At 67.7% G+C, this 15,641-nt stretch carries 16 protein-coding genes, 1 other RNA gene and 1 pseudogene; 8 read left to right on the forward strand and 10 right to left on the reverse strand.

All coding sequences use genetic code 11. From position 1 onward, the window contains the following. Positions 1 to 235: 235 nt before the first annotated feature. The 4 genes from CKY51_RS07750 to CKY51_RS07765 all read left to right on the forward strand — a co-directional run bounded on the left by CKY51_RS07750 (position 236) and on the right by CKY51_RS07765 (position 3,884). The gene (locus CKY51_RS07750; RefSeq protein ID WP_022971814.1) at positions 236 to 1,138 is read left to right on the forward strand and encodes an ABC transporter ATP-binding protein; all 903 of its coding nucleotides are present in this window, start codon (positions 236 to 238) and stop codon (positions 1,136 to 1,138) included. A gap of 44 nt (positions 1,139 to 1,182) precedes the next feature. Further along, positions 1,183 to 1,965 carry an ABC transporter permease gene (locus CKY51_RS07755; RefSeq protein ID WP_022971815.1) on the forward strand — a complete coding sequence of 261 codons (783 nt, stop codon included), beginning with the start codon at positions 1,183 to 1,185 and terminating at the stop codon, positions 1,963 to 1,965. A gap of 97 nt (positions 1,966 to 2,062) precedes the next feature. Beyond that, positions 2,063 to 3,238, forward strand: a complete 1,176-nt coding sequence (locus CKY51_RS07760) for a sensor histidine kinase (protein ID WP_022971816.1) — start codon at positions 2,063 to 2,065, stop codon at positions 3,236 to 3,238. A gap of 43 nt (positions 3,239 to 3,281) precedes the next feature. Continuing rightward, the gene (locus CKY51_RS07765; RefSeq protein WP_022971817.1) at positions 3,282 to 3,884 is read left to right on the forward strand and encodes a response regulator transcription factor; all 603 of its coding nucleotides are present in this window, start codon (positions 3,282 to 3,284) and stop codon (positions 3,882 to 3,884) included. A gap of 57 nt (positions 3,885 to 3,941) precedes the next feature. Here CKY51_RS07765 and CKY51_RS07770 read toward each other — a convergent pair. Beyond that, a non-coding RNA gene (locus tag CKY51_RS07770) (sX9 sRNA) lies at positions 3,942 to 4,017 on the reverse strand. Between the two features lie 168 nt (positions 4,018 to 4,185). Here CKY51_RS07770 and CKY51_RS07775 point away from each other — a divergent pair. Continuing rightward, positions 4,186 to 4,965: a ThuA domain-containing protein gene (locus CKY51_RS07775; RefSeq protein WP_152249069.1), complete on the forward strand. Its 780-nt coding sequence runs from the start codon at positions 4,186 to 4,188 to the stop codon at positions 4,963 to 4,965. 150 nt (positions 4,966 to 5,115) lie between these two features. Here the strand turns inward: CKY51_RS07775 and CKY51_RS07780 are convergent, their stop codons facing one another. Both CKY51_RS07780 and CKY51_RS07785 read right to left on the reverse strand, forming a co-directional pair. Then, on the reverse strand, positions 5,116 to 5,661 hold the full coding sequence (locus CKY51_RS07780; RefSeq protein WP_022971819.1) for a cytochrome b: 546 nt from the start codon (positions 5,659 to 5,661) through the stop codon (positions 5,116 to 5,118). Next, positions 5,658 to 6,749, reverse strand: coding sequence for a catalase family peroxidase (locus tag CKY51_RS07785; protein WP_031339359.1), 1,092 nt, complete (start codon positions 6,747 to 6,749; stop codon positions 5,658 to 5,660). Before CKY51_RS07785 ends, CKY51_RS07780 begins: the two co-directional genes overlap by 4 nt. Positions 6,750 to 6,901: 152 nt before the next feature. On the opposite strand from CKY51_RS07785, the gene CKY51_RS07790 reads away from it, so the two are divergent. Continuing rightward, complete coding sequence (locus tag CKY51_RS07790) at positions 6,902 to 7,432, forward strand: RNA polymerase sigma factor (protein WP_022971821.1); 531 nt, start codon at positions 6,902 to 6,904, stop codon at positions 7,430 to 7,432. Then, the gene (locus tag CKY51_RS07795; RefSeq protein ID WP_022971822.1) at positions 7,429 to 8,184 is read left to right on the forward strand and encodes an anti-sigma factor family protein; all 756 of its coding nucleotides are present in this window, start codon (positions 7,429 to 7,431) and stop codon (positions 8,182 to 8,184) included. The genes CKY51_RS07790 and CKY51_RS07795 overlap by 4 nt, the downstream gene beginning before the upstream one ends. Before the next feature lie 56 nt (positions 8,185 to 8,240). Here the strand turns inward: CKY51_RS07795 and CKY51_RS07800 are convergent, their stop codons facing one another. The 7 genes and pseudogenes from CKY51_RS07800 to CKY51_RS07830 form a co-directional block, all read right to left on the reverse strand. Then, complete coding sequence (locus CKY51_RS07800; RefSeq protein ID WP_152249070.1) at positions 8,241 to 9,611, reverse strand: leucyl aminopeptidase family protein; 1,371 nt, start codon at positions 9,609 to 9,611, stop codon at positions 8,241 to 8,243. 46 nt (positions 9,612 to 9,657) lie between these two features. Beyond that, entirely contained in the window at positions 9,658 to 10,395 is a 738-nt protein-coding gene (locus CKY51_RS07805) for an HAD family hydrolase (protein ID WP_022971824.1), read from the reverse strand. Between the two features lie 125 nt (positions 10,396 to 10,520). Then, positions 10,521 to 11,624 (reverse strand): AI-2E family transporter, encoded by a 1,104-nt coding sequence (locus CKY51_RS07810; protein WP_022971825.1) that lies wholly within the window; start codon positions 11,622 to 11,624, stop codon positions 10,521 to 10,523. 159 nt (positions 11,625 to 11,783) lie between these two features. Further along, positions 11,784 to 12,161, reverse strand: a pseudogene (locus CKY51_RS07815) (hypothetical protein); the annotation flags it as partial. Next, positions 12,158 to 12,640, reverse strand: coding sequence for a phage holin family protein (locus CKY51_RS07820; protein WP_022971827.1), 483 nt, complete (start codon positions 12,638 to 12,640; stop codon positions 12,158 to 12,160). The gene CKY51_RS07820 and the pseudogene CKY51_RS07815, both read right to left, overlap by 4 nt. Positions 12,641 to 12,643: 3 nt before the next feature. Continuing rightward, on the reverse strand, positions 12,644 to 13,006 hold the full coding sequence (locus CKY51_RS07825; RefSeq protein ID WP_022971828.1) for a hypothetical protein: 363 nt from the start codon (positions 13,004 to 13,006) through the stop codon (positions 12,644 to 12,646). A gap of 115 nt (positions 13,007 to 13,121) precedes the next feature. Continuing rightward, the gene (locus tag CKY51_RS07830) at positions 13,122 to 14,567 is read right to left on the reverse strand and encodes a Do family serine endopeptidase (RefSeq protein ID WP_022971829.1); all 1,446 of its coding nucleotides are present in this window, start codon (positions 14,565 to 14,567) and stop codon (positions 13,122 to 13,124) included. Between the two features lie 248 nt (positions 14,568 to 14,815). On the opposite strand from CKY51_RS07830, the gene CKY51_RS07835 reads away from it, so the two are divergent. Further along, entirely contained in the window at positions 14,816 to 15,562 is a 747-nt protein-coding gene (locus CKY51_RS07835) for a hypothetical protein (protein ID WP_022971830.1), read from the forward strand. The last annotated feature ends 79 nt before the right edge of the window (positions 15,563 to 15,641 follow it).

Consider the following 15,641-nt stretch of genomic DNA (forward strand, 5'->3'; position numbering starts at 1 on the left):
CTGGATGAAACGGCAGCGCAGTGTGGCCGAACGAACGGGTGCGCTCCCAGTTGCCGGAAGTCACTTCCCTGCGTGCGGCAGCGTGACGCCATGCCCCATGGCGTGGAGCGCAGCATGCGGCAATCGCGTCCGCCCCGCCAGTGACAGCTGTCATTGACGATGGCTGACGGCGCGCACTGAGCGGCCACCGTCCTGCGGCGCAGCATGAGCGCTCTGCCACCATTGGAGCTGCGAGATGGATGCCACTGACACGCTGCCGCTGGCGCAATTGCGCGCCGTACACAAACGCTACGGTGCGGTCGTCGCGCTGGACGGCCTGGATTTGCAGCTGCAACGCGGACAGGTATTGGCGCTGCTCGGCGCCAACGGTGCCGGCAAGAGCACCGCAGTGGCGCTGATGCTGGGCTTGCAGAGGCCCGATGCCGGCAGCGCTCGCCTGTGCGGGCAGGATCCGCAAGCGTTGAGCGCCCGCCGCCAGGCCGGAGTGATGCTGCAATCCGCTGGTCTGCCGGAAACGCTGCGGGTCGGTGAGCTGCTGCTGCAGGCGCGCGGCTACTATCCGCGGCCGCGCAGTATCGCCGACTGCGTGGCGCTCGCGGGGTTGGACGGCCTGCTGGCACGCCGGTATGGCGGCCTGTCCGGCGGACAGCAACGACGCGTGCAGTTCGCCATGGCGATCTGTGGACGCCCGCAGGTGCTGTTTCTGGATGAGCCTAGTACCGGGTTGGATATCGAGGCCAGGCAAGGGCTGTGGCAGGCGATCCGCGAACTGGTCGGCGACGGCTGCGCGGTGCTGCTGACCACCCATTACCTGGAGGAAGCCGAGGCCTTGGCGGATCAGGTGGCCGTGCTGCAGCGCGGCAGGCTGATGGCGCACGGCAGCCTGGCGCAGCTGCGCGCCCGCTTCGAGCAGCGCACCATCCGTTGCCGCAGCACCCTGTCTGTTGCTCAGGTAGGCCGTTGGCCGCATGTGCGCCAGGCCGTGCAGCACGACGGCGTACTGGAGATCGTGGCCGAACCGGCCGAGCCGGTGGTGCTGCAGCTGCTCGCTGCCGACCCGGCGCTGGGCGAGCTGGAGGTGCGACGTGCCGGCCTGGCCGACGCCTTTCTCGCCATCACCCAGGAGCAGGCGGCATGAACACACCCGATTCCCCGGCCCTCCCGCCCAGCGTGCCGGCGCACATGGCGACCACCGGGGCGTCGCCGGGCGACCATGCCGCGCTGTCGCTGCGCGAATACGCCGGCCTGTACCTGCGCGAGATCCGCTACGAGGTGCTGCGCTGGCTGCGCGCGCCCGCGTTTGCGATCCCGACGTTGCTGTTTCCACCGATGTTCTACGTGTTGTTCGGCCTGCTGCTCAACCATGGCAAGCCGGAGGCCGCGCGCTATTTGATGGCCAGCTACGGCGTCTTCGGGGTGATGGCGCCAGCGCTGTTCGGCTTCGGCGTCGGCCTGGCGCTGGACCGTGACCGCGGGCTGCTCACCCTCAAGCGTGCCTTGCCGGTTCCGCCGATGGCGCTGCTGCTGGCACGCACGGTGCTGGCGATGCTGTTTGCGCTGGCGATCGGCGTGCTGCTGCAGGCGCTCGGCGCCACGTTCGGTGGGGTGGTCTTGGCGCCGCTGCAACGCGGCTGGCTGCTGCTGATCGAGGCAGTGGGCGCGCTGCCGTTCTGCGCGATCGGGCTGTATATCGGCAGCCGGGTGGGTGGCAACGGCGCGCCGGCGGTGGTCAATCTGATCTATCTGCCGATGGCGTTCCTGTCCGGCCTGTGGATTCCGCTGCAACTGCTGCCTGCGGCGCTGACCACCGTGGCGCCGCTGTGGCCGTCCTATCATCTGGGCCAGCTGGCATTGCGCGTGGTCGGCCAGGACGATGGCCACGGCATTGCCGGTCACGTCGCTGCGCTGCTGGTGGTGAGCGTGGTGTTCTACGCCTTGGCGCAGCGCCGGTTGCGCCGCGGATGAGGGCCGACGCCCGGTGCTGCCGTGGCGACGCGCGCCTGCCGTCGGCGCCCTCGCTATGCTATGCCGCACCTCACCCTCACCGTGCCCGGAGTCCGTCGTGAACGCCTTGCTGCGTACCTCGCCCGAGTCGCTGATCGCCCGCCGTCTGGGGTGGGCGACGGCCAAGCCCGGCACCCATTGGTTCGTGTGGCTGTCGTTGGTGTGGTCGATCTGGTTGTTCGTGACGCCGCTGTACGAAGCAGGCTACTTCAGCCGCTGGCTGTGGCCCACCGTGACCAGCTACGCGCTGTTCCTGGTCCTGTATTACTGCGCCTACTACCGTGATCGGCGGTATTTGCGTTGGTGCGTGGCCGGCATCGCTGCGCTGGGCTTCCTGCTGCTGCCGTACAACCCTGGGGCGCAGTGCTACATCATCTACGCCTGTGCATTCCTGGCGTTCTGTTTCCCACCGGTACGCGCGGTGCTGGCGATGTTGCTGCTGCTGGGGGTGTTTGCGCTGGCCTGGTGGCGCTGCGGCTGGTCGCCGCTGTACTTGGTCAGCGCGGTCTTGGTCGGCCTGGCGGTGGGGCTGATGAACATCAGCTTCGAGCGCCGCGCGCGTGGCGAGGCGCAGTTGCGCCTGAGCCACGAGGAGGTAAGACGCCTGGCCGCGGTCGCCGAACGCGAGCGCATCGGCCGCGACCTGCACGATCTGCTCGGCCATACCTTGTCGCTGGTGGCGTTGAAGTCGGATCTGGCCGGCCGCTTGCTGGCGCACGACCCGGCCGCGGCCCGCCAGGAAATGGACGATGTCGGGCGGGTCGCGCGCGAGGCGCTGGCGCAGGTGCGACGCGCGGTCAGCGGCATCCGCGCCGTGCAACTGGCTGCCGAGATCGCCGCGGCCAAGCTGCTGCTGGAATCGTCCGGCGTGGCCTTCCGCTATCAGGTCGATGCGTTGCCGCCGTGTGCGCAGCTGGAGACCGCGTTCGCGCTGGTGTTGCGCGAGGCGGCAACCAATGTGCAGCGCCATGCCCACGCGCGCAGCGCACAACTGCGCTTGTGGTGCGAGCGCGGTCAGGCGCTGCTGGAACTGCGCGACGACGGCCGCGGCGGCGCAATGCAACCGGGCACCGGCCTGACCAGCATGCGCGAGCGGTTGGAAGCGGTCGGCGGCAGTCTGCGCGTGGCCTCCGAGCGTGGCCTGGGCACCTGTCTGGTCGCCGCGGCACCGTTGCCGGCCGGGCCTGCCGTGGTCGCGGTGCCGGTTGCCGATCCCGACGCCGCGTTGGGCTGAGCATGTCGCGGCCCTACACTGTGCCATCAGCCGCGGGGGTGCCGTGATTCGATTAGTGCTGGCCGAAGATCAGGCGATGGTGCGTGGTGCCCTGGGTGCGCTGCTGGGACTGGAGGCCGACCTCACCGTGGTCGCCAGCGCCGCCGACGGCGAGTCCGCCTGGCGCGCGCTGCAGACGCATCAACCGGATGTGTTGGTCACCGACATCGAAATGCCCGGGCTGACCGGGCTGGAGTTGGCGCAGCGCGTGCAGCGCCAGCAGTTGCCGATCCGCATCGTCATCGTCACCACCTTCGCTCGGCCCGGCTTCCTGCGCCGCGCGCTGGATGCCGGCGTCGGTGGCTACCTGCTGAAGGACGCACCACCCGAACGTCTGGTCGATGCGATCCGTCAGGTGCACCGGGGTGGTCGCGCGATCGATCCGGAACTGGCGTTGGAAGCCTGGTCCGAAGCCGATCCGCTCAACGACCGCGAGCGCACGGTGTTGCGCCTGGCCGGCGAAGGCCGCTCTGCCAGCGAAATCGCCACCCAGCTGCAGCTCTCGCATGGCACTGTGCGCAACTATCTGTCCGAGTGCATCGGCAAGCTGGGGGTGGGCAATCGCATCGAAGCGTATCGGTTGGCGCGGCAAAAGGGCTGGTTGTAGCGCCTCTCAGTCGCGTGATTGCCTGCGCGCGTCGCAGGCACGTTTCGGCCTTGGAGTGGCTAACAAAACGTAGCGAGCAGCCGTCAGGTGGGCGTGGACGGCGCACAGGAACCGCAGTGTACGCGTGGTACATGAGGATTCCGAGCACCGGCCGCGCCCGCCTGGCGGCTGCGCAGTCGTTTTGTTAGCTGCTCTTAATCGCGCCAGGCCGGCGATCCACAACGATTCCAACGACGTGCGAAAGCATGCCGCATGCGTGCGCGTACACTGCTGGGCGATCGAAACCAGGGCGAGCAACCGCATGAAATCCGTATGGCTGTCGAGCCTGCTGTTGGTCTGCGCATTCAACGCATCTGCCGAGCAATTCAAGATCCTGGTGGCGGCCATCCCCAACCAGTACCACCACGACTATATCCCCATCGCCAAACCGCAGTTCGAAGCGATGGCGCGCAAGCATGATGTCGAGATGGTGTGGGCGTGGAATGCCAAGGCCTTCGATGCAGAGCTCTCGCAATACGCCGCCATCGTGCTGCTCAATACACCGGCTACCGACCTGGATCCGGCGCAACGCGCCAACTTTCAAAAATACGTGCGCAACGGCGGTGGCGTGGTCGCCGTGCACAAGGCGTTCGCGATCAAGCGCGGCGAGTGGGAATGGTACGACCACTTGATTGGCCGCTCGTTCCGCACCCACCCCTATATCCAGACGGCCATGGTCGATGTGGTCGATGCCGATTTTCCGGCCACCGCCGGCCTGCCGCGGCGGTGGGTGTGGACCGACGAATGGTACGAATACGATCCGCCTGATCGCGACGACCTGGTGACGCTGATGACGGTGGACGAAACCAGCTACGACCCCACACGGATCTGGCCGGGCCAGGTTGCCAAGGGCATGGGCAAGCCGCATCCAGTGGCGTGGTACCACTCTTTCGAAGGCGGCCGGGTGTTCGCCACCGCGCTCGGCCATCTGGCCGAGGCCTACAACGACCCGCGCTATCTGGAGCATCTGTACGGCGGTATCTATTGGGCGGCGACGGGCAAGGGAATTACGGTGCCCGCCAGCGCAGCGCTCGCCCCTTGAGGTCGCCGTTCTTCGACGGCAGTGCGGATACGGCGAGGCGAGCGGTCCTCGCCGTACCGTCACTCAGCCGTTCTTGCGGCTCTCTTCCCGCAGCGTCATCAGCGCCGCGCGCATAGCCACCGGGCGCGAGCGTCGGATCTGCGAACGCCGTCACTGCGGCGTGCGCTCCCCGCCTCGCGCCATGCTGGAAAACACCCCGTCGCGGCGCACCCAGGCATGGAACAGCGCCGCGCTCAGATGTGCCAGCACGGTGGCAAACAGCAGATAGGCGAGCCAGCCATGCGCGCTACGCAGCCAGGCATAGAGTGCAGGCGCGTGCGGCGCGATCGCCGGCAGCTCGGCCCCCGACCACAGCACGATCGGATAGCCGCCGGCCGAGAGCATCGCCCAACCGATCAGCGGCATTGCGAGCATCAAGGCATACAGCAGCCAGTGCGATGCGATCGCTGCAGCCTTCTGCCAGGCCGGCAGATCAGCCGGCAACGGCGGCGGACGATGACGCAGCCGGTTGATCAGGCGCAGCACCGCCAGCAGCAGGATCGCGATGCCCAACGGGCGATGCAGGTCGATCAGCCACGGGCGCTGGGTGACCGAGGCCACCATGCCGACGCCGACGAACAGCATGGTCAGGATCATCGCCGCCATCAGCCAATGCAGCACGCGGGCGGGCAGATTGAAATGCGTGGGCTGGTTCATTGATGTGCTCCTTGGCCGGTGGCAGCACTGCCCTGGCCATTGGCGATCTCGCGTTCGCGACGGTTGAACGATTGCGAATACACCGACGAGCGTGCGGCCAGGATCGGATCGTTCGAGCCGGCCAGGCCCTTGGGCAGGATCAGCGGATCGTAGTTCAGGTCGCGGCACGGGCCGGTGGCCTGCGGTTCGGCATGGTCCAGGGTCAAGGTCCCAGCGACGATCTGTTTGCGGCTGTCCGGCCAGGGCTGCGAGGGATCGTCCACCGGATCGCCCGGCTCGGCGATGGTCACCACCAAGTCCCAGCGCAAGGGTCCCTGCGCCAGACGTGCGCTCAGGTCGGTGGCGAGAAAATCATCGTCGGCCTGCCCACGTTGCTCGGCGCTGAGCGCCTTGAACGGTGTGTGCGGGCGCATCGACCAGCGGATGTAGCGCTCGCGCCCATCGGCGGCAATGGCACGGAAGGCGTTGACGCCGTTGTACTGGGTATTGGCCCAGCTATCGGACCACGGCGCGGTCTTGGCCCACTGCTGGAATTTTGCCGCTTCGGGATACTGCTTGCCGAAGGCCGCCAGCTTGGCCGGATCCGGCTTGCCGGTGGCCGGGTCCGGGTGCGAGGCGAGGGTGAGCGCCTGGAAGCCTGCCGGCGTCGCCACCACGAAGAACGGAAAGCTGTTCATCGCCGTGCGCCATTCCTGTCCATCGTCGCTGCGCAACAACAACGCCATGCTGCGCACGCGCGCCTGGCCATCGGCACCGTGCGGATCGCCACCGCCGATGGACATGCGCCCCAGCACCGGCGTATTGGGCTGGCTGAACACCCGCGCCGACGACAGCCAGCTGGCCTTGCCGTTGGCGGCGAACTGGCCGCTGACACAGACGCCTTTGGAATGCGCGCGGCGGAAGCCCGGATGCGGCGGCCCGCTGGCCTCGATGGTGTCGGTCATGCGCGCGGCGGTCAGCCGGTCGGCGCCGATCCAACCGGCCGTCCAGGCGAATGCCAGCGCCACTCCGCCGACGATGGCGCCGATACCGAGCAAGGGGACCCACGGCACCTGGCCGCGCTGAGACGAAGGAGGTGGCAAGGGCATGGCTGGCTCCGCAGTGGATGGATACAGTGGGACGCCGCACAGGCGGGTCTATTCCACGACCGCGCCGGGAAGGCCACGCCGTCGTCGCAGGCAGGGAATAATCCAGCGTCTGGCGCGTCCAACGCGTGATGCCACCACTGCCCCCTCCGCCCATGCACGAGCTCGATGACCACCAGCTGCAGGCCTTGCTGCCGCCGTTGCAGCGTTTCGCGCGCTCGCTCAGCGGCGATGCGGCCGCCGCCGACGATCTGGTCCAGGCCACGCTGGAACGCGCGCTGCGCCGCTGGAGCAGCCGGCACAGTGACGATGCGCTGCAGCCGTGGCTGTTCGCCATCCTGTATCGGCAGTTCTTGGATGCACAGCGGCGTGCTGCGCGCTGGCAGCGCGTACGTGGTCTGTTCGCGGCGCAGCAACCCAGCCAGTCGGCCTCTGCCGAGCGGGTGCACGCCGGCAGGACGCTGCTCGCCAGTCTCGCGCTGTTGCCTGCCGAGCAACGCGCGCTGCTGCTGCTGGTCAGTGTGGAAGGCTTCAGTTATCGCGAGGTGGCCGAGACCTTGGGCGTTCCGATCGGCACGGTGATGTCGCGTCTGTCGCGCGCCCGCGAGCGGCTGCGCGCGCTCAATGAAGGCACTACGGCATCGACCGCCGTCGTGCCGGAACCGGCGTTGAGGATCCTGAAATGACCGCCCCTACGCCCGACGAACAGGATCTGCATGCCTATGTCGATGGTCGCCTGGATGCCGCGCAACGCGCCTGGGTGGCGGACTGGCTGCAGACGCGCCCAGACATGGCCGCCCGCATTGTCGGCTGGAAGCGCGATGCCGAGGCATTGCGTGCGGCCCATGCCGGCCAGCAACTGGCGACGCCGGTTCCCGCTCTCTCGCTGGCCACCGCCCGTCGCCGCCTGCAGCGCCGCCGCCGCGCGATGTTCGGTGCCGTGGCCAGCTGCGTGCTGGCGCTGGGCGTGGGCACCGGGTTGGGTTGGCAACTGCGAGAACGCCAACTGCTCGACCAGCGCGTGCCGATGGCCGATGCGGTGGCCGCCTATCGCCTGTTCGTCGATACCGGCGCAGACCGTCCGGTGGCCTGGGACGTGCGCCGGCCGGACGATCTGCAGCCGTGGCTACGCAGGCATTTCGGTGCTGCCGGCGTGCTGCCGGATCTGCGCACGCAAGGCTATGTACTACAAGGTGGGCAATTGCTCTCCACCGCGGAAGGTGCCGCCGTCATGCTGGTCTACACCGGCACCGACGGCGCCCGCATCGGCTTGTATCTACGTCCGCGCAATGGCCCGATGCCGACCGGCGAGCGCCGCGATGGCGGCCTGCTGGCGCACTATTGGACCAAGGGCGACACCGCCTATGCGCTGGTCGGCCCGGCGACACAGGCGCGGATGCGCAGCCTGGCGCCGTTGCTGTCGCGGGGCCAGGGCTAACGGCTGCCGCCGCTGCGGGCAAGGGCATCGATGCTCGGGCGGTGGCAATGTCTCGCTCAACCGCCGTAGCGCTGCACCAGCATCGCGTACGCCGAGCGCAGCGCCAATGCCTCGCCGCCGGCCGGACGTCCGGGGCGGTCGCTGTCGTTCCAGGCGTAGACATCCAGGTGCGCCCAGCGCAAGCCCGGCGCCACGAAGCGCTCCAGGTACAGCGCGGCGGTCACCGCGCCCGCCATGCGCGAGCCGGCGTTGGCGAGGTCGGCCACATGGCTGTTGAGATAGCGCAGGTAGGGACGCCACAGCGGCATCCGCCACACCGGATCGCGGCTGCGCTCGCCGGCGTCCAGCCACGCCTGCGCCAGCGCATCGTCGTTGGCGAACAAGGCCGGCAGGTCCGGTCCCAGCGCGATGCGGGCGGCGCCGGTGAGGGTGGCGAAATCCAGGATCAGGTCAGGCCGTTGTTCGCTGGCGTAGCTGAGCGCATCGCACAGGATCAAACGTCCTTCGGCATCGGTGTTGTCGATCTCCACGCTGACGCCGGCACGGGTGGTGATCACTTCGCCGGGGCGGAAGGCATCCGGCCCGACCGCGTTTTCCACTGCCGGGATCAGCAAGGTCAGGCGCACCGGCAACTGCCGGGCCATCAGCAGCCCGGCCAGCGCCAGCGCATGCGCGGCGCCCCCCATGTCCTTCTTCATGTTGCGCATGCCGTCGGCGGGCTTGAGGTCCAGCCCGCCGGTATCGAAGCACACGCCCTTGCCGACCAGCACCAGGTGCGGATGGTCGGCCTGGCCCCAGCGCAGCGCGATCAAGCGCGGCGGCCGATGCGAGGCGCGGCCGACCGCATGGATGGTGGGAAAGTTCTGCGCCAGCAGGTCGGCCCCGACGATGCTCTCCAGCTGCGCGCCATGCTGCTGTGCGAGCGCGCGTGCGGCGTCTTCCAGCTGCTGCGGCCCCATGTCCTCGGTCGGCGTGTTGACCCAGTCGCGCACCTGCAGGCAGGCGGTGATCAGCGCCTGGGTCTCGGCCGACGGGCTGGCGGCCAGTTCGGCCGGCGCGCGCGGAATCTTGCGGTAGCGCGCGAAACGATACGCGCCCAGTGCCCAGCCCAGATGCAGCAGGTCCTGCTCGGGCGCGGCGAGCGCCGTGGCCAGCTGCCAGCGACTGGCGGCCGGCAGCGCCATCGGCGCGTGCGCATAGGCATAGGCGTCGGCGCGATCGCCTATGCCCAGCACGGCCCCGGCCAGACCGTCGTTGCCGGGCAGCAGCAACACGCTGCCGGGCGCGGCGTCGAAACGTTGCGCCTGTGCCCAGGCCGCCAGCTGTGCCGGTTGCTCGCCGCACCAGCGCGCGAAGCCTTCGCGGTCGAGGACATGCAGCGGCAGCGCCGCGGCGTTGGGATCGGTGAAGCCGGCGATTGGGGACATGGATTCCTCGGTTGCGGCGCGCAACGCCGCGAAAAGATGACAGCGCTCAGTGCGGGACGCAGACGCCCTCGCGCGCGGAGCGTTGCGGCGGCTGCTGGGCATCCAGCCAGTCGGCCAGCCCGGTCAGGCTGTCGAATTGCAGGTCCGGTTGCTGGGTCGGATGCGTCCAATCGGCACCGTCGCGGTTGATCCAGCAGGCGCGCAGGCCGGCATCCAAGGCGCCGAGCACGTCCATGCGGATGTGGTCGCCCACGTGCAGCACCTCGTCCGGCGGCACCTGCAGCCGCTCGCAGGCGGCCAGGAAGATGCTGGGATCGGGCTTGGCGCTGCCGTGCTCGCGCGAGCCCAGCTGAAAGACGAAGTGATGCATCAGGCCGATCCGCTGCAGATCGGCGTTGCCGTTGCTGAGTGCGGCCACCGGCACATGGGCGGCGATACGTGCCAGCGCGTCCAGCGCGTCCGGATAGCACTCGACCTGGTTGCGCGCGGCGTAGAACACCTCATAGGCCGGCTCCACAAGCGCCAGATCGCCGCCGCTCTCGCGCAGTGCCATCTCCAGCGTCAACCGGCGCAGTGCGCTCAGATCGTGATGCAGATGCGGGTTGTCGGCAAAGCTGCGCTCGCGTAGCTCGCGCATCGCCTCCAGCGGAAATCGCTGCGCGGTGACCGGGCTATGGACACACATCCAGTCGTATAGCACCTGGTCGATGCGTGCGCCGATCGGCGCAAACGGCCACAGCGTGTCGTCGAGGTCCAGGGTGATGGCGCGGACAAGAAAGCTCATCGCCGGAGTTTACGGCGGTTGGCTCGAAAAGGGGATTGGGCAGCAGGCGTGGAGGACGCAACTCGTCGGCAGCGCGGCCCGGCGTGGCCCACGCAGCGGCGATCGCGCACCGTGCCCGCTGCCAACTACTCGAGCAGGCGTGCCCAGCGTTGCATGCCGTCCACACGGCTCAACACCATCTTGATGCACACCAGCAACGGCACGGCCAACAGCAGCCCGACGATACCCCACAACCAGCCGAACAACATCAGCGCCAGGATCAGCATCAACGGCGAGATCGCCATGCGCCGGCCAAGCACGATCGGCGTGACCACCTGGCCTTCGAGGGTATGCAGCGCCAGGTACAGGATCGCCGGCAACAGCGCGGAAAGCGGGGTGTGGAATTCCACAAGACCCATCAGCAGCATCAGCATGACGCCGATCAGCGGCCCCACGTACGGGGCGAAGTTCAGCAGCGCGACTACCGTACCCCATAGCAGCGCTTCCGGCAGCGGGATCTTCAGCACATACAGGATGCCGGCAAACACCAGGCCGACCAGGGTGTTGATCACGCTGATGGTCAACACGTATCGCGACACCTCGCGTTCGATGTCGCGCATGATCTCGGTGGTGAAGCGTTGTTGCTGGCGATTGGGCAGCAGCGCGATCGCATGCCGCTGCAGGCTCTCGCCATACACCATGAAGAAGAAGGTCAGCAGCACCACCGCCAGCACCGATGCGGCCAGTTTGGGTGTGCGTGTGATCGCCTTGTACGGGTCGTCCAGCTGCGTGCGCACGATCTGGACGCCGCGTGCGCCCTCGCCACCGGCTGCGCGCGCGAAGTTTTCGGCGGCCTGGTTGGCCTGTTGTACAGGCTTGGTGAAGTCGTGCACCTGGCGTGCGATCTGGCGCATCTGCCGTGGCGCCTGCTGTACCCATTCGCTGGCCGGTCCCGCCAACTGCATTGCCAGCGCCACCGTGCTGGCCATGCCCAGCGACAGCACCAGTACCGCGCCGATGAAACGTGGCACGTAGAGCCGCTGCAGGCCGCGCAGGATGGGGTTGCCGATCAGGGCGAAAAACGCTGCCAACAGGATCGGCAGCAAAATCGTCTGGGCGGCCCACAAGGTGTAGCCGACCGCGAGCGTGGCGAGCACCACCAGCGACACCGGGCCCCGCGGGCGCGGCGCAGGCGGCGGTGGCAACTCGGACGCGTCGACAGACTCCAGGGTATCGGCGGATAGGCTCATGTGTGCTCTAACGACACCCGGCCGGCGGCGGGCAGTGCGCCATTATCCGTGGAAGACGTCACAGGCGTGTGCGCCGCCCGCACGTCATCAATGTTCCGACAGTTCGGTGGCGGCCTCAGCCGCTCGCGGTGTCATGCGTTCCTCGGCGGCTGTGCGCGGGGCGGCTCGCACTGCCGCGGCGACAGGTGCAGCGGTCTGATCCGCGGCGATGTCCTCGGCATTGTCGGCCGCACGTTCGGCTTGCTCGGACGCTTCCTGCGCACGGTGCGCAGTGAACAGCGCCGAGAGCGTACTGACCATCTGCAACATCTTGGGCAGCCCACCGAGCTTGGTGGCGATGCTACCCAGCGCGGCCTGCGGTTCGTTGCGGCCGGTCATGAATCCCAAGCCCAGCCCAACGACCACGATGCGCAGCGGAGACCAGCCAAGACGCCAAGCGGTACGGGTCTGCGCCCAATGCAGGCGGGTTTCCTCCGCGCGCCCCTGGACGAGGAACTCGGCTCGCTCCACGCGCTGCCGCAATGCCCCAAAGCTCATGTGCCTGCTCCGTTGTTCGACGACGGCCGGGCGTCTTCATCGTTGCTATCGTCGAAGATACCCAATCGCACCAGTTGGCGCCGCGTGGCGTTCATGCCGGTATGGTCGAAATAGAACGCGACCCGCCAGGCGGCGAGCGCAGTCACCAGCAAACTGGCCAGTGCGGTGAAGAACATCGATTGAAACCACGACAACCCCGCCCGTTGCAGCAACGCGATGATGGCGCCCGCCAGCAACAACCAGGACGAGGCGCCGAACACCACCGCAACACACGCCCAGGCCAGCCCGCGGCCGAATGCGCTGCGCGCGAGTTGCAGATCGGCCGACACCAGCCGACGCAATGCGCGGCTGGTGTCCTTGGCGGAATCGAACGTGGCGCGACCAGCACTGCCAAAGGCGCGCACGCTCTCTTCCAGTCCGGGCGTTGCGCCGGGCTCGTGAGCGTCGGCGTTGGCTGCGGGAGGGGCCTGATCGCTCACGGATCAGTTGTCGTTGCTGCGTGCCAATTTGGCGATGATCCAGCCGGTGGCGAAGGCCATGCCGAATGCGGTCAGCGGACGCTCGCGAATCAGCTCAGACGCGCTGTCGATCAGATCGCGGCCTTTTTCCACCAGCACGTCCATCTGTTCCTTGGCAGCGGCACCGCCGAATTCGGCAGCGGCCATGCCGGCCAATGCGGTATCGGACAGCTCGGCCTTGACGTTGGCGCGGCCCAGCTTGAGCTCATCGCCCGCTGCGCTGCTGGCGCCCTTGAACGCTTCACCGGCGGCGCTGGCGGCCGACTTCAGGTGGGCGCCGGCTTCGCTCAGGTTTTCCTTCAGTTGGTCGGTATTGGTAGGGCTCATACGGTGTCTCCTTGGGTCGGGAAGGGCAGCCGCGACAGCGTGCGGGCGTGGGTTAGCAATAGCATCGGCAGGGTGTAGGGGGTGTTACGGGTACATCGTCGGCGCGTCAGGCGTTTCACCGCATCAACGCGTCGTATTGCGCATTGCCACGCAGGATGCGCAGCACCAGTTGTGGCGGCTTGCGCTGGAAGTTGGCACGCCAGCTGGCCAGGTCGGCGAAGTCGCCGACGCTACCTGCCACGATCACATCACCAGAGACCAGGCCATTGACCGCTGCACGCGAGCCACGCTTCACCTCGCCGACCATGACGCCGGTGACGCCGGACTGGCGCAGCGACTCGGGCAGATCGACGAAGGTGGCGCCGCCCAGGCGGGGATCGAGCATGTCGCCGGTCACCGCGCGGTCCTGTTCTTTCAGCGTGGCCTTGAGCTTGAGCGGCTTGCCGTCGCGGCGCACGTCCAGGGTGACCGCGCTGCCGACGGGTTGCAGTCCTTCGTAGTTGTGCAATGCCTCGGCGCTATCGACGCGCTGGTCGTTCGCAGCCAGGATCACATCGCCCGGCTGCACACCGGCGGCAGCGGCGGCCGACCCGGGCAACACGCGGCTGACCAGTGCCCCACGCGCCGAGTCCAGGCCGAGACCCTGTTGCAGCTGCGGGGTGAGGTTCTGGGTTTCCAGGCCCAGCGTGCCGCGCACCACCACACCCTTGGTCACCAACTGCTCGACCACGTTGCGCGCCAGGTTCGACGGAATCGCCAGGCCCAGGCCGATATTGCCGGCCATGCTGCCTTGCGGATTGAAGCTGGCGGTATTGATGCCGACCAGCTGGCCCTGCAGGTTGACCAGTGCGCCGCCGGAGTTGCCCGGATTGATCGAGGCATCGGTCTGGATGAAGTTCTGATAGCCCAACCCGCGGATACCGCTGCGCCCGACCGCCGAGACGATGCCGGAGGTGACGGTCTGGGTGAAACCGAACGGATTGCCGATGGCGACGACGAAGTCGCCCACGCGTAGCTGGTTGCTGTCGGCCAGCTTGATCTCGGTGAGCTTGTCGGCCTTGATGCGGATCAGCGCGATGTCGGTGTCGGCATCGGAGCCAATGAACTCGGCCTTGACCGTACGCCCGTCGCCCAGCGTCACCTGCACGTCGTCGGCGTTCTCGATCACGTGGTGGTTGGTCAGCACATAGCCTTTCTGCGCATCGATGATCACGCCCGAACCCAGCGACTCATTGATGCGGTCCTGCGGAATTTCCGGAAATAGCCGGCGCAGGATCGGGTCGTTGAAGAACGGATTGCGGACACGCACCACTTGCTTGGTGTTGACGCTGACCACCGCGGGCATCGCCTGCTGCAACATCGGCGCCAACGAAGGGACCGGTTGGCCGGCGGCAGCGGCAGGCAGTGCCGCGGCGATCGGCAGGCTGAAGGAAGGACCGTCAGCGTTGCCAGCGGGCGCCGCCTGGGCGCGATTATCCAGCCAGGCGTTGATGCCGGTGGCGGTGAATCCACCGAAGGCAGCGGCCAGCGAAAGAGTCAGCAAAGTCGGGAGCGGTCGCATGGAGCAGGATTCCGGAATACGCGTAAGGGGCGATGGAGCTCGGATAGGGATCCGACCGGCGTAAATCAAGCTGAACGAGCCTGCCAGCGGTTGATTTAACTTTCGGTGAAAGCAGTGCGCAGCCCTTGTCTTTCCTGCGTTGACAGCCGGTTGGGCCCGGCGTAGCGTCCGCTCGTCAGCGCCACATTCAGTCTCACGGCATGCCCCGGCATCGCCCGGTCTCCCTACTGATGCCCGAAGGAGGGCTTATGAGCAATGGCAATGGTGTGACGGCGACGTTGTCCGACGCCGTCGACAGCGTAAAGAGCACCGCCACCGGACTTGGCGAAGCCATCGTCACCACCGCCAGCGATGCGGTCAGCGGAGTCCAGGAAGTCGCCGAGGCGGCCACCACGCAGGTCAAGCAGCGCGTTGCCAAGGTGCGCAAGCAGGCGGTGGAGGTGGAAAAGCGCGTGGTCGAGAAAGCCGTCGACGCCGCCGCGGCGGTCAAACGGACGGTCGCCAAGACCACCAAGACGCTGCAGGCCACCAAGGAGAGCGCCAAGCAGAAGCTGGTCAGCACCAAAGAGACGGCCAAGCAAAAGCTGGCCAGTACCAAGGCCGCGGCCAGGCAGAAACTGGAAACCGCCAAGGCCAACGCCAAGGCCGATGCGGCAGCACTGAGCGCCAAGACGGCGGCCAAGCGCACCGCGCGCAAGACCGCGGTCAGTGCGGCCGACGCGCGCGCGGCGAGCAAGAAAACCCAGGTCCGTTCGGCAGCGGCGAAGAAGGCTGCGGCCAAGAAGACGGTCGCCAAGTCCGCGGTCACCAAGGCGCCTGCCAGCAAGCGGGTGGCGTCCAGCAAGGTGGCGGTCAAGAAGGCCGTGGTCAAGAAAACCGCAGCCAAGACCACGCTGAAGAAGGCGGCCAAGGTCACCAAGACCCCGGCGACCCGGGCAGTGGCCAAGACCACTGCGGCACGCAAGGCGGTCAGCAAGAAAGTCAGCAAGCGCTGAGCGCCTATCAGGCGCCGATTGCCATGACGATCGGCGCCGGCGTCGGTGCACGTCATGGGACGCTGGTGGCTAGGCGCGT

Source organism: Xanthomonas maliensis (assembly GCF_009192945.1).
GTDB lineage: Bacteria > Pseudomonadota > Gammaproteobacteria > Xanthomonadales > Xanthomonadaceae > Xanthomonas > Xanthomonas maliensis.

What these genes read in the sequence shown, in the direction of transcription:
- CKY51_RS07785 (WP_031339359.1), bottom strand. Translation starts at nt 6,749, where the DNA reads ATGCCCTTGCCACCTCCTTCGTCTCAGCGCGGCCAGGTGCCGTGGGTC.
- CKY51_RS07830 (WP_022971829.1), bottom strand. Translation starts at nt 14,567, where the DNA reads ATGCGACCGCTCCCGACTTTGCTGACTCTTTCGCTGGCCGCTGCCTTC.
- CKY51_RS07775 (WP_152249069.1), top strand. Translation starts at nt 4,186, where the DNA reads ATGAAATCCGTATGGCTGTCGAGCCTGCTGTTGGTCTGCGCATTCAAC.
- CKY51_RS07835 (WP_022971830.1), top strand. Translation starts at nt 14,816, where the DNA reads ATGAGCAATGGCAATGGTGTGACGGCGACGTTGTCCGACGCCGTCGAC.
- CKY51_RS07755 (WP_022971815.1), top strand. Translation starts at nt 1,183, where the DNA reads ATGGCGACCACCGGGGCGTCGCCGGGCGACCATGCCGCGCTGTCGCTG.
- CKY51_RS07805 (WP_022971824.1), bottom strand. Translation starts at nt 10,395, where the DNA reads ATGAGCTTTCTTGTCCGCGCCATCACCCTGGACCTCGACGACACGCTG.
- CKY51_RS07780 (WP_022971819.1), bottom strand. Translation starts at nt 5,661, where the DNA reads ATGAACCAGCCCACGCATTTCAATCTGCCCGCCCGCGTGCTGCATTGG.
- CKY51_RS07790 (WP_022971821.1), top strand. Translation starts at nt 6,902, where the DNA reads ATGCACGAGCTCGATGACCACCAGCTGCAGGCCTTGCTGCCGCCGTTG.
- CKY51_RS07810 (WP_022971825.1), bottom strand. Translation starts at nt 11,624, where the DNA reads ATGAGCCTATCCGCCGATACCCTGGAGTCTGTCGACGCGTCCGAGTTG.
- CKY51_RS07825 (WP_022971828.1), bottom strand. Translation starts at nt 13,006, where the DNA reads ATGAGCCCTACCAATACCGACCAACTGAAGGAAAACCTGAGCGAAGCC.
- CKY51_RS07800 (WP_152249070.1), bottom strand. Translation starts at nt 9,611, where the DNA reads ATGTCCCCAATCGCCGGCTTCACCGATCCCAACGCCGCGGCGCTGCCG.
- CKY51_RS07795 (WP_022971822.1), top strand. Translation starts at nt 7,429, where the DNA reads ATGACCGCCCCTACGCCCGACGAACAGGATCTGCATGCCTATGTCGAT.
- CKY51_RS07750 (WP_022971814.1), top strand. Translation starts at nt 236, where the DNA reads ATGGATGCCACTGACACGCTGCCGCTGGCGCAATTGCGCGCCGTACAC.